The following is a 14,089-nucleotide window of genomic DNA, read 5'->3' on the forward strand; positions in this document are numbered from 1 at the left end:
CAAATCAACCAAGAAAACGTTAATAGCTTACGCACATTTAAAACAGGCCGATTAGATTTAGTTGAACGAAATAATGTGATTACGTTAGATTATCGTCGTAAACCCGTTGATAACAGGGCAACACAATCACTTGCGAATGCGAGCATTACTATTGCCGCTGATAAACCGGTGGTAGTCGCAGACGGTACAAGCACGACAATAGCGCTTGGAATATTGGCTGATGAGTTTGGCAATCCGATTGTGAATCAAGAGATTAATGTTGAAATCACCCTTGAGGGCGTAACAACCACTACACGTGTAACAACTGATTCAGAGGGTAAATATGCTGTGCCTGTTCCAAGTAGTAGCACTGCGGGTGCTATCGCTAATATCACCGCGACAACTGTTAATCTGCCAACGAATATTTCAGCTTCCACATCTGTGCTTTATAATGGCGATATCACGACGAAACAATTAACATTTAATAGTGTTAAAGATTTGTTAGTAGCAAATATTATGAATTATTCAGATTTGATTGTAACTGTAACAGATACTAGTGGTCGCCCTATCATCAATGAAGAGGTCACTATTGTTAATAAGGAAAGTGGTGAGACGTATACAGGGATAACTGATGCAACCGGTAAATTTGTTTATGAGTATGCACCTTATGATCCTAACGACAAAACACGTTTCGTGCCTGGCACTAACATTGTCTTTGAGGCTAATTTTGTCAATGATCCTCAAGAACTAAAAATTGATCAATTAACCCTTTCATATGGGCGGATTGAGGCTAATGTTAACGAACAAACAAGTAGTCTGGCTATAAATGTTCCTGCTGAACATAAATTTACACTAAAACCACTCATGAATGCTATAGATTTGACAAGTGCACAGCCTTCAGTGGTGGTAGATCTTGAAACTAAATTTGGATTAGTAGAAGAGATTGATTATGAAATAGAAGTAACTCCTACAAGAGAGATTGGTTTGAGCGGATCGTATATGGCAGTTGAATTTGATGTTTATATAACATTGCTTGATACAGCTAACACAAGAGCTAAATTATCTGAGATAACTTTTAATGATTACTATCGTATAGACGTGGTTAGATTAGATATTCCGCAAATTGATCCTAAACTGTATGCTCTTAATAAAATTACTAAGGAGTATTTCTTTATATTTTAATGTATATAGCTTAATAAATTTAAATCGTTATGTTTAAATTTGAAAGCTTAATGTGTACACCTTGCATATTAAGCTTTTTCTTTTTGGGCACAATAAGTTCTGCACCTCTAATTTCTAATTGCCCCTTTGATAATATGCAGATAAAGATTCAAATAGATAATTGAATCTTTAGAACATGAGAATATTCTTGACAATCATAGTTAGGACTTTAATAATATTTATTAATATGTTTAGAATATATTAAATTTAAACGCAAGAATTTGATTTTACTTAGAATAGATAACATGAATTTTGAAACCGATAAAACGGTAAGCTCACTTAAGTATTTAATAACATCAACGCTTGATTTTCACATTAATTAACAAAAACTAGGGTTTATTTTATGCAAGCAATCATAGGTTTTATCATTTTAGCTAATATACTATATAGCTTATTATTCGTATTTTTCGATTCTCTTACTAACAAAGTTGAAGAACGCACAGCCGCTGAATTAATTGCATTAGAAAAAAATGACTATATTGATGATGATGTAATTGATAGGATTGAATCCGCTCTAGAAAAAACCGGTAAAATAGATGTTTCTATTAGCTTAGAAGATGCATTGGACGATAACTCTCTTGTTAAAGATTATAAATTTAACTATTCAGAATACCCAAATGGTGGCGGCATTGTATATTTGGAAGTATTTTTTAATGATGGTACAACTGAAACCCTTGAATGTGCAGGTGTTGATAAACGTTTTTATAGAAATACAAGTCTTATTGGCGGGTGCGAGTCTAGTAATAATTTTTATCGGCTATATGAATCGAAATATTTATAATTCAGATGTAGCGAGATGTTCAACTTTTGCAAGTTAATACATGTTCATTCCGAAAATAAAAAAATACTACAGCCTACTTAAAGATGCTCTTCTCCTAAATTTAATAGTGAATCTTTTTTTCATCTTAAAAAGTAAGATTATTAAAAAGTCGAGCATTGCGTGAGGTAGTTTAAAAATTCAAAACTTCTGCAAGTTTACCATTATCTAAATCTGCGCAAAGAGGAGATCGTATTTTTTGTTTTTATGGCGAAAAAGGCTTTCTTAGTTTTTCGAATAAAGTGTTTCATATACATCTAAATATGCATCTATTTCATCTTTTTAATTTTGTAAAAGTGAACCTATTAGTTCACAATTCTCAATGTTTGCTTAATAGTCATCACGAGTATACCGTACATAAATATTTCATTAACGGCGCCTTTCAACTATATATTCTGCTGCCGTGAGAGTCTTTATGGTAAGCAATTATTCTTTCAAGCCCACTACGATCCTTATGTTTTATCGCTTCAAATTCCTTTTGATCAGCCAATCTAAGATTATGATCTTTGACACCCTCGCCCTGCTAAATCAAAGGGATTCCTACTGCCTACCATTCAAAGTACAAAAGAAACAGCTGTTAGCGATTTGCTGTAATATCCTGCATCAGCTAAGTCATAGTAGTAATCCATCTTACTTGTTGTTTCTTGCATTAAAGGGACCGTAACTTGACTATCATGAACATATGCTGAGGTTGATATGCTACTTATTAGAATGCAAGGAGCGATCATACATTAATCTAAAGATCATTTTTATCCATTATATCAATAAGAAAAGCATTATGGACAATTAAAATAATTCTAGAGCATTAATGTACATCAATGTCCACAAAAAAGTTTACTCACACCCTGGCAGTCATATCAGTCAAACATATTTTACCATGACTTATATTGTAAAGACTTCACCATCAGAAAGCATTGGTGAAAAATCTTTTGAAGAGAAAAGGACTTCAATATTCTTACTGTATTTTATTTAAGTGAGTGTCTATTTTAATAAAAGTTCCAATGATATAATCTAACAACGCTAGCATGATTTTACTCCTAATTTGGGTTGGTTTCTTAATTAGTTCTAAGTTATGCTATCTCTCTTAAAAGTATGCAGAAAAAAAGTCGGGCATCACATTATATTACTTATCTCAGAATAATATAAAAATGTACATCAACTTAATTACAATAATAAAATTAATTATATTCCATAAGTTATTTCGTAAGGGACCACCCCATGATCGAACTTATTAGCCCACCAAAATCACTAGATATATTGCTAGCTAGAGCAAATCAACTAGCTGGTTATTCACTCGGTGAGATAGCTGATTCTGTAAATGTAGATATGCCCCTTAACCTGAATAAACATAAAGGCTGGGTAGGTAATTTCATTGAACAGTTGTTAGGTGCAACCGCTGGCAGTAAAGCAGAACAAGACTTTACCCATCTAAATATTGAGCTTAAAACGATCCCTATCAGTCATCAAGGCAAACCATTAGAAACAACATTCGTTGCGCTCGCTCCATTAACGGGTAATGTTGGACTAACCTGGCAAATGAGCCATGTGCACAATAAACTCCAACAAGTACTATGGATTCCAGTAGAAGGTGAACGGGAAATTCCCCTTAAAGATCGAAAAATTGGCACCCCTATTCTTTGGTCTCCAACTCAAGCACAAGAACGCATGTTGCAACAAGATTGGGAAGAATTAACCGAATTGATTTCATTAGGTCAATTTGATGCGATAAATGCCAGAATTGGAGTGGCTTTACAACTTAGACCTAAAGGTGCAAACAGTAAAGTAAGAACGGATGCATTTGATTCTAATGGTTTACCCATCAAAACCCTACCACTTGGATTTTATTTACGTAATAGTTTCACCCATACAATTATCACAGATCATGTCAGAAATGATTCAAATACCTATTTATAGTTTACTATTTTAAATTCAATCAATTAAAACTATAACCATTTAAGATTTTTTATCTTAACTTACTTTGAACAATAGATTAATAATATGATAAGTAGTCTGCTGGCATATCAATTGCATTAATCACAAATACTTAAAATAAATTACTAATTAACGTTTTGACTTAAACCCTTTCTCATTGGCATCCTCCCCCTGCTATAGCAAAGAGACTCCTGCTGCGCACCTTCTATTACATAAACACATATGTATTTATACAACTTTAAATACAATTATTTGAGAGATCTACTGAAATTCACTTAATAGCAAAAAAGTTTTATAGGCAAAGAGCTAAGCAATTAACTACTATATACCTAAAGCAATAAAATCAGCATATTAAATCCACAATCAATGATTAGTCCAAATAGGCAATTTTTGCTTGCTATTACCTGTTTTGACAAAAACATGTTAATATTACTGTAAAAGAGTGCCTTCCACATTAGTTTTAAAGACCACTTTAAATTAATAACTGAATATGTCAGTGCTATATGATTATTTTACTATTAGATATGCCAAAAATTGAGGTTTAAATGACTTTTTTTAACTTTGCCGGTGCATTTGAAATCGGCTTAATTTACGCGCTTGTAGCCTTAGGCGTATTCATCTCTTTTAGAGTCCTAAATTTCCCAGATTTAACTGTAGATGGTAGTTTTCCATTAGGTGGTGCGGTTGCTGCTGTTTTAATTGTGATGGGGATAAACCCTTTTATTGCTACTTTAGGTGCAATAATTGCTGGTTGTACAGCAGGTTATGTTACTGCCTGGTTAAATGTTAAATTAAACATACTTCCTTTACTCGCCAGCATTTTAGTAATGAGTGCCTTATACTCAGTTAATTTGCGAGTCATGAATGGCCCAAATGTACCTCTATTAAATCAAGAAACAGTATTTACATTGCTCAATCCTGAAATAATAACAGAGTTCATTTTCAAACCTATTTTGCTAATTGGTATCTTAGTTATCGTAAAATTGATCCTCGATTTCTTTTTTAAATCTAAACTAGGACTAGCCATACGGGCAACAGGTGTAAATGCGAAAATGGCACGTGCACAAGGTATTAATACCAATACTACCGTTTTATTAGGTATGGCAATTTCAAACGGCTTAGTTGCCTTAGCTGGCGCTTTATATGCTCAAAGTAATGGAGGTGCAGATGCTTCTATGGGAATAGGAACCATTGTTGTAGGATTAGCTGCTGTGATTTTAGGGGAAAATATTTTACCTGCTAGGCGCCTATGGCTCACAACCTTAGCCGTGATCGTTGGGGCTGTGGTATACCGTATTTTCATTGCATTAGCCCTTAATGCGTCTTTACTGCCTAAATTTTTACAACTCAAAGCCCAAGACTTGAGTCTAATTACTGCGGTTCTTGTTGCAATTGCGCTTGTACTGCCACAATTAAATTTACGAAAAAAAATTAGAAATTTATTTAAATCTAACACATCTGCTACTTAATAGGGATTACAAACTATGTTACATGCTGAAAATCTTACTTTAACGTTTAATCCTAATACCCCTATTGAGACACTTGCATTAAGAGGTCTATCTTTAAGAATCCCAGAAGGGCAATTTGTTACAGTTATCGGTTCAAATGGTGCGGGTAAATCAACCTTTTTAAATGCCATATCAGGAGAGCAAAAAGTTGACAGTGGCTCTATTAAAATTGATGGTTTGGATGTCACCAAACTGACTACTTGGGAGCGCAGTTTAAACGTAGCGCGTGTCTTTCAAGACCCAATGGCAGGCACATGTGAGTTATTGACTATTGAAGAGAATCTCGCAATAGCTGCTTCTCGAGGAAGAAGTAGAAATCTGGTGAGTGCAACGAACTCTTCTCTTCGTAAAGAATTTCAAAAAATCTTAAAAAGACTTGATTTAAATCTAGAAAATCGTCTTAATGATAGAATTGGATTGCTTTCTGGAGGGCAAAGACAAGCAATTAGCCTGTTGATGGCCACAATGCGTCCTTCTAAAATATTGTTACTCGATGAGCATACTGCAGCACTCGATCCTAAAACAGCCGCATTTGTACTAGCCTTGACCGATGATATTGTCAAAGAGGGACATCTGACTACGATGATGGTCACTCACAGCATGAGACAAGCGTTAGAACATGGTGATAGGACGATAATGTTACATGAAGGAAAAGTTGTACTTGACGTCAGTGGTAGTGATAGAGATGGACTAACAGTAAGCGATCTACTGGAAATGTTTGAGCGTGTAAGAGGTGAAACGCTTGATGATGATGGTTTATTACTCAGTCGTTAATTGGATGAATCAAAGGTGAAACTTGTATGAAAAAAATATCAGTTGCAGTGCTAATTACTATGATGTTCTCAAGTTTACCCTCTATTGCGAATAACACTTTGCCTGATATAGGTACCTCTGCAAGCACAACATTAAGTGTCGCCCAAGAAAATGAAATGGGTGATTTTTATATTAGGGCAATTAGAGGTAGTACTCCACTTATAAATGACCCAGTATTAAATGTTTATATCAATTCACTAGGCAACTCGCTTGCAAAATACGCTGACGGCGGAAACCAAATATTTAATTTTCACCTAGTGAATAATGATGAAATTAATGCCTATGCTTTCTTTGGTGGTCATGTTGTCTTTCATTCTGGTTTATTTCGCGAGGTGACAGATGAAAATGAACTTGCTTCAGTCGTTGCGCATGAAATAGCCCATATTACTCAACGCCATCTAGCAAGAGCGATGGAAGCTCAGAAAAAACAATCTCCTCTTACCTGGGCAGGTGTACTAGGAGGGGCCTTATTAACTATGGCTAATCCAAATGCTGGGATGGCTGCTGTGACAGGGAGTTTGGCGTCAAGCCAACAATCTGCCATTAGTTTTACACAAAGCAATGAAAGGGAAGCTGATAATATCGGTCTTAATATTATGCAAAGGGCTGGTTTTGATGCTAGGGGAATGAATAACTTCATGCAAAAAATGGCTGATAATGCAAGGCATTCTAGTAAGCCACCCCAAATGTTGCTTACCCATCCACTTCCAGATAGTAGGCTTGCAGACGCAAGAAGTCGGACTTATCAATTGACAGAAAAAGCCAGACCCTCTTCCATGGATTTTTATTTTGCAAAGGCGAAAGTCTTAGCTTTGTATGGTAATAAAAATGGTAATAATACATTCGCTTTCGATGCTTTACTAAAAGGTAATCAATACTCCATCAATGCACATACTTATGGTTCTGCTTTAAAGCAAATGGAAAAAAGACAATATGCTAAAGCATTTGAACTATTATCCCCTTTGTACGAAAGTATGCCTGATAACATTTGGTTAATTGATGCAATGACAGATATTGATTTAGGCCAAGGTCAAGCAACAAGGGCTATTACTAGATTAGAAGTTGCTCTGACAAAACCTCTTTTTAAAAACAACCCTGTAATAGAGATTAATTTAGCGAACAGCTATATTTCTGTAGGGCAATTTGCTAAAGCTAATCGTTTATTATTTAATATTACAAGGCGCAATCCTAATGATGTCAATGCTTGGTATTTATTAGCTGAATCAGCTGCAAAGCTTGGCGATAGAGCACAAGAACTCTCTGCTAGAGCAGAAAGCTATGCGCTTGGTGCCAACATTGAGGGTGCAATAGGGTTATTAAAACAGGCAGTAACTTATACTGATAACAATCAAGAAAAAGCTAAACTAAATGCTAGATTAAAACAATTTGAGGCATTAAAACTTCGTTTTGAAAATTATCGATAGCACTCTCATATAAAAATAACGTAAGGAAGCAAATAATTTAATTATTGCTTATGCTATTTTTATACGAATCCACAATCTCCTATAACCAGTATAAAATGAGTTTAGCTTATCCAAAGTCATTTTTCACCTAGCTATATTTAGGTAATTGAAGGTGCGTAGTAGAAATCCCCTTGCTTTAGCAGGGGGAGAATGTCAATAAGGTTAATTTCAGGTAGCAAGACCTAATTCAATTTATTAGCTTTCTAATGCCTTAGTAATTTTCTCAAACAAATCACGACTTAAGTTTTCAATTTTACTCATTCTTTCTAATGTTTTTTTCATTTTACTTGAATAGACTTCATCATACTGTTTAAACTTAATTAAAGGTTCGATTAATCTTGAAGCCACTTGCGGATTTGAAAGATTCAATGCCATCAAAATTTCTTCTAATAGCTCATAGCCACTTCCATCTTCTGCATGGAATCCTTTATGATTGTACATGATAAATGCCCCAATAAGTGCTCGTACGCGATTAGGATTTTGCATGGAAAAAGAGGGATGACGAGTTAATTCCCTGACTAGAGTAACAGCATTACTTGAAGGAGTTTGAGCTTGTGCGCTTAACCATTTATCCATTGCAAGGCTATCTCCTTGGTACTGAGTTTCAAACTGTTTTAACAGGCTATTTTTACATGGTAAATCAGTTAATACAGCGATATTTAACGCTGCAATTTTATCTGTCATGTTATGCGCAGAAAATCTAGTACTGACCATATTATTAATAAACTCAAGGCTAAATTCCTGTACAGATGAATCTTCTGTCTCATCAATTTCTAATTGATTTGGCGTTAAATTGGAAGTATTTGCACGAGTACTATGAGCTAAATAACTTAATGCTAGGTTAACAAATCCTCTTTGTGCAATTGATTTTGCATCTATCTTATATTCAGACTGTTGGTATGTTTGATAAAGTGTATAGAATTCATCCTGCAATGCAAACCCAAGTGTTGTTTTAATTAAATTTAATGCAGTGTCAATTAAAATAGGATCACATATCTGATACCACTGAACAACTTCTCCGACACTCGGCAGAGTTAATAACTCAGTTGTTAACCCTAGATCAATAGATTTATCCAACAAGATGGAACGATAAATATCAATTAAGCTTTCATCTAACACCCACCCTTGCCCGTCACTTAGAGAGTGTATTGTTCTATCAATAACTTGAGAAAGTAAAGTTTGTCCAGCATCCCATCTTATAAAAGAATTTTCTGCATATTGCATCAATAGCTCTAATTGTGGAGTCAAGTAGTCATATTGTAACTTAATGGGCGCCGTAAAGTTTCTTAAAAAGCTTGGAACTGGTTTTTCTGATAAAGACTCGAATTCAAATATTTCTTCTGCTTTAGTTAACAGAAGGATTTGAGTATTTTCATTAAAAGCAAGCTTTGAATGTCCTTTTGGTTTAATTTGAAGCTTTTCACCTGTTTGACTATAAAAATCTAAGCCAAGCGGAATCATCATTGGTTTTTTGTCTGATTGATCAGCTGTAGGCTTCAGAGTTTGAGTAATTGTTATTCGATATACCCCGGAGCTCTTGTCAAAATGATCTTTAATATTCACTTCAGGCGTACCTGACTGGCTATACCAAAGTGCAAATTGCGTTAAATCAAGTCCTAATAATGCTTGATCTGCTGCAAGTTGCATCGAGGATAAAAAGTCATCACATGTCGCTGCGCTACCATCGAACTGATTAATGTAATTTTTCATCCCAGCCTGAAAATGCCTTTCCCCTAATAAAGTATGAAGCATACGAATGACTTCAGCGCCTTTTTCATACACCGTTACGGTATAAAAGTTATTCATTTCCAATACTTTTTCAGGTCTAATCGGATGAGCCATTGGTCCTGCATCTTCAGCAAACTGCACCGTTCTGAGTAATCTAACATCATCAATACGTTTCAAAGCTCTTGAGCCCATATCAGAACTAAACTCTTGATCTCTAAATACAGTTAATCCCTCTTTTAGACTCAACTGAAACCAATCACGGCAAGTAATTCGATTACCTGTCCAGTTATGAAAATATTCATGGCCAATTACAGCTTCTATATTTTGATAATCCACATCCGTTGCAGTGTCAGTTTTTGCAAGCACAAATTTAGAGTTAAAAATATTTAACCCTTTGTTTTCCATCGCTCCCATATTAAAAAAATCAACCGCAACTATCATATAAACATCAAGATCATATTCTAAATCAAAACGATTTTCATCCCATTTCATTGAAGCTTTCAATGACTCCATAGCATAAGGCGCTTTATCTAAATTCCCCTTATCAACAAAAATCATTAACTCAATATTGCGATTACTTTTAGTAATAAAATTATCTTTTAGCACATCAAAATCACCTGCTACTAAAGCGAATAAATAGCTAGGTTTTGGAAAGGGATCTTGCCAGATGACAAAATGCTGATTTGTGCCAATATCTCCTTTTTCTATTTGGTTACCATTAGAAAGTAAATATGGATAGTGTTTTTTATCAGCTATGATTTTGGTCGTGAATTTTGCAAGTACATCTGGCCTATCAAGATAATAGGTAATACGTCTAAATCCTTCCGCTTCACATTGTGTGCAAAGTGCCTCACCTGATTGATAAAGGCCTTCAAGCGCCGTATTGCTGCTTGGATCAATTTGATTTGTGATTTCTAATGTAAATTGCTTTGGTAATGGAGACTCTAGCAAATTATGGATAATCAATGCCGATTCAGTTTGAGTAAAATGAGGGTAAGAGACACCATCAATGCAAAGTGAGATTAACGTTAGTTGTTCTCCATCTAGCTTAAAATCAACTAATTGGTCTGCTAACAAAGAGACTTGGCTAGTTGCTTTGACTATTGTCTTATTGGCATCTAAATTAAATTCTAAATAGACATCTGAAATCGTATAGTCCGGTGGAAGATAATCATTTCTGTACTTAACTTGCGACTGTTCGTTCATAACTAATCTCTCTTATTTGATATTATTAATACAAGTGTCTATTAGCTCGCATAATGATTTTGAGTTGCCTATTTTAGATTTAAATAAACATCTAATTCAATTTTAGACAAATCAAGGCTAAATGTTTTTCTACATCGAGATATAGACAATGTCTTTCGAGCATATCCATGTCTCTTGTGATATAGTGCATAGAGCGATAATATTGAATTCCTGTTAAATCCCAACCTAAACCAAATTCTTCATTAAACGCTTCTTATTGGAGGCTTGATTAAGATGATTACGCCTAATATTTGCCATTTTGGCATGAAACTTACTCACTTTTTTGGCTTTAAACCAATTTTTTTGAATTTTACTCTATGACATAACTGAATTTATCATTTCGCTAATGTCACTTTTTCTGTTTTAAGGCTATTAATCGGTTTAAAATGCTCGCCATTGTTTAACTTAACGCCGTAAATCTTACGATCCACAAATCAATACTAATTTCGCCACCTTTTGCAATAGGGATTTCAACTTCGAATTTAATATGAATAGAACTATACGGCTATTTTTGTTATAGAGTTTAAAACTTTATAGGCAGTCAAATGAATTATATTGAGCGCGTTTATTAAACCGTGTTAAGGCGGCTCGTTTTTAAAAGAAATTTTTGTAAGCGTGTCCAAGATCTTGTAGAACCGGTTGCAATCGCTTAAAGGCAACGTTATCAACCACTGCATTTTAAGAGCTTTTCCACTCAAATAGTCATGTCCCATTTTTACATAAGAAAAGGTATGTGTTGTCCATTCCTCATGATATTCATTCTGTGAAGCCAGCGATGTATTAAACACAAAACGACGAGCCACAGCCAGGCGCTACATATAGAATTCTTGCTAAACATTCGTTCTTAGCAGGAATTTGAAGGCATTTAAAAATTTCATGTAGGTATTATACGTTTACATATAAAAAAAGAAACTGATATTCACCTAAGTAAGACATCGCACTTTAATGATGAATGTTCACGCGGTGTTTGTTAGGCTTATTCTATCACACTAACAGTATCGTCAGAAAATACTCAACTTGCATCACTGCAACTAGAGTCTCATTATGAAGCTATGCAGCTATTTTACTAATGTATACAGCGATTTTGATATTGAACTACTCTATATGAACAGTAAGGGCGTTCACGTTCATTCACAAGCCCCCTGCCAAAATTTATTGGCGTCCTGTTTAATGAGAAGCTTAAAGGGCGTATCCAGTGGATTATTTAGGCATGATAGTCCAGCCATCAATGCTCGGTATTACTACAAAGGTGTGCAGTGGACTCTAAGCTGCTTTGCCAGCAGTTCTGCTGGTGCGCCAATAGCTATCATCTAGAATACAAAGAGCAAGAATATATACAAAGCTAGCTGAAAAAGCATGCCTTATATTCTCCCCCCAGAAGGACTAGCTTTTAAAGCACCCTGAAAAATTAGTTGAAGAAGTAAATGAAATACCTCTTCTAATTAGCGATATCTTATTAACTTTACGAAAAACACACGAAAAGCGTTTGCTAAGCAGTAGCTTTTTTATTTTTTTGGCGCATAATGTATTCATGTTTAATTAACTAAACTTTAAGGATTGAATCGAAATATTATGAAAGCGATAATTCACTCACTCATTGATACAGATGCCTATAAACTTTATATGCAACAAGCTGTTTTTGAGCTCTATCCAACTTGTGAAATCACAGCAGAATTTAGGTGTCGCAATAGTGAAAATTTAGGTGACTATGTTCAATCTATCAAACAGCAGATTGATGGGATGTCTTGTATTCAATTGACAGATGATGAATACCTATTTCTAAAAAGTTTAAACCTATTTAGTGATAGATATCTTAACTGGCTTAAAGATTATCGATTTAACCCCGATCAAGTTATCGTTTCCAATCATTCAGGTAAACTCAATATTCAAATTAAAGGCTTATGGCAAGAAACTATACTATGGGAAGTTCCTCTACTTGCCATCATAAGTGAAGTTGCTCACAAAGCAAAACAAATCAAAACCAACGAAGAAATGGTAGATGCTGCAGTAATTCAATTAAAGAACAACTTAGAATTGTTTAAAGAAAAAGCAACACAGCTTAAAATTGATCTAACCCAATACCGTTTAATTGAGTTCGGTACAAGAAGACGTTATTCTTACGCAGTTCAATCCGAAATTATAAAAACACTTAAGCAACACTCTTTAAATGTTGCTGAGCATTTTTTTTCAGGTACAAGTAATCTTCATTTTGCTCATTTGTATCAATTAAAACCAATTGGTACTCAAGCGCATGAATGGTTTCAAGCACACCAACAACTTGCTCCAAACCTTCAAGTTTCTCAACGTTTCGCACTGTCGCAATGGCTAACTGTTTACCCAACTCAACTTCCTATTGCCTTAACAGACTGCATCAATATGGATGCATTTTTAAGAGATTTCACTTTAGAATTTGCATCTAAATTCAAAGGGCTTAGGCATGATTCAGGAGATCCAATCATTTGGGGAGAAAAAGCTCTGGCGCATTACAGAAAATTGGGCCTCACAACACATGATAAATCACTTGTTTTTTCTGATAATTTAGACTTACTCAAATCACTAACTATTTATGAACACTTTCAAGGGCAAATACAAACTAGCTTTGGCATAGGTACACGGCTTACATGTGATATTCCTGGTATTAAACCTCATAATATCGTTATTAAACTCACTTCTTGTAATGGTAAACCGGTTGCTAAAATATCTGATGAACCAGGTAAAATTATCTGTACCGATAAAAAATTTATTAGTGAGCTTGCCAATGCATTTAACATTCAAGTTTGATGGTTATCTCAAACAATCAGATTTCATTGTTAACTTTCAAATATATTTTAATTAGTAGAAACACTAAATAAATTTACATTTCCGCTTAAAAGGCTTAGACTGATCGCTTATATTATCCTTAATCAACGATTATTTTATATCTAATTAAGGAATGTTATTTTTTGATTGTATTCAATCGATTTTTTTAAGGAGTCTTTGACATGTCGTCAGATTTACCTAATTGCCCTAAATGTAGTTCAGAATATACTTATTTAGACAATAATATGTTTGTTTGTCCTGAATGTGCTCACGAATGGGACGAAAATAGCCAATCTCAAAGTGATGATGATCTCGTGATTAAAGATGCACATGGTACACTCTTAGTTGACGGAGATACCGTTACATTGATAAAAGACCTCAAAGTAAAAGGAAGCTCTAGTGTAATAAAGATTGGCACTAAAGCAAAAATCTATCGACTTGTAGACGGTGATCACGATCTTGATTGCAAAGTTGATGGTCATGGACAAATGATGTTGAAGTCTGAATTTGTAAAAAAAGCAAATTAATCTCACCTTTTGCGTGCAAAATAATATAAAAAAGGCTCATTTATGAGCCTTTTTTAT

General features: G+C 34.6%; 10 protein-coding genes. 9 read left to right on the top strand and 1 reads right to left on the bottom strand.

Annotated elements, in window-relative coordinates:
• The 6 genes from BMW37_RS15165 to bepA form a co-directional block, all read left to right on the top strand.
• Positions 1-1,161: invasin domain 3-containing protein (locus BMW37_RS15165; protein WP_177168663.1), on the top strand; the 1,161-nt coding region annotated here is incomplete at its 5' end.
• 382 nt (positions 1,162-1,543) lie between these two features.
• Positions 1,544-1,981: a hypothetical protein gene (locus BMW37_RS11900; protein ID WP_093321412.1), complete on the top strand. Its 438-nt coding sequence runs from the start codon at positions 1,544-1,546 to the stop codon at positions 1,979-1,981.
• Positions 1,982-3,235: 1,254 nt separating this feature from the next.
• Positions 3,236-3,931: a DNA mismatch repair endonuclease MutH gene (gene mutH, locus BMW37_RS11905; RefSeq protein ID WP_093321415.1), complete on the top strand. Its 696-nt coding sequence runs from the start codon at positions 3,236-3,238 to the stop codon at positions 3,929-3,931.
• A 563-nt stretch (positions 3,932-4,494) separates the two neighbouring features.
• The gene (locus tag BMW37_RS11910; RefSeq protein ID WP_093321417.1) at positions 4,495-5,418 is read left to right on the top strand and encodes an ABC transporter permease; all 924 of its coding nucleotides are present in this window, start codon (positions 4,495-4,497) and stop codon (positions 5,416-5,418) included.
• Positions 5,419-5,433: 15 nt separating this feature from the next.
• Entirely contained in the window at positions 5,434-6,231 is a 798-nt protein-coding gene (locus tag BMW37_RS11915; protein ID WP_093321420.1) for an ABC transporter ATP-binding protein, read from the top strand.
• A gap of 26 nt (positions 6,232-6,257) precedes the next feature.
• A complete protein-coding gene (bepA, locus tag BMW37_RS11920) occupies positions 6,258-7,694 on the top strand; it encodes a beta-barrel assembly-enhancing protease (RefSeq protein WP_093321423.1) in 1,437 nt (478 codons plus the stop codon).
• Positions 7,695-7,928: 234 nt separating this feature from the next.
• Here bepA and pepN read toward each other — a convergent pair whose 3' ends face one another.
• Complete coding sequence (gene pepN / locus BMW37_RS11925) at positions 7,929-10,667, bottom strand: aminopeptidase N (protein WP_093321426.1); 2,739 nt, start codon at positions 10,665-10,667, stop codon at positions 7,929-7,931.
• Positions 10,668-11,750: 1,083 nt separating this feature from the next.
• On the opposite strand from pepN, the gene BMW37_RS15615 reads away from it, so the two are divergent.
• The 3 genes from BMW37_RS15615 to BMW37_RS11940 all read left to right on the top strand — a co-directional run bounded on the left by BMW37_RS15615 (position 11,751) and on the right by BMW37_RS11940 (position 14,032).
• Positions 11,751-12,020, top strand: coding sequence for a transposase (locus tag BMW37_RS15615; RefSeq protein WP_425441796.1), 270 nt, complete (start codon positions 11,751-11,753; stop codon positions 12,018-12,020).
• Between the two features lie 258 nt (positions 12,021-12,278).
• On the top strand, positions 12,279-13,487 hold the full coding sequence (pncB, locus tag BMW37_RS11935) for a nicotinate phosphoribosyltransferase (protein ID WP_093321428.1): 1,209 nt from the start codon (positions 12,279-12,281) through the stop codon (positions 13,485-13,487).
• A gap of 200 nt (positions 13,488-13,687) precedes the next feature.
• A complete protein-coding gene (locus BMW37_RS11940) occupies positions 13,688-14,032 on the top strand; it encodes a zinc ribbon domain-containing protein YjdM (protein WP_093321431.1) in 345 nt (114 codons plus the stop codon).
• The last annotated feature ends 57 nt before the right edge of the window (positions 14,033-14,089 follow it).

Origin of the sequence: Thorsellia anophelis DSM 18579 (assembly GCF_900111395.1) — a bacterium.
GTDB classification, from domain to species: domain Bacteria; phylum Pseudomonadota; class Gammaproteobacteria; order Enterobacterales; family Thorselliaceae; genus Thorsellia; species Thorsellia anophelis.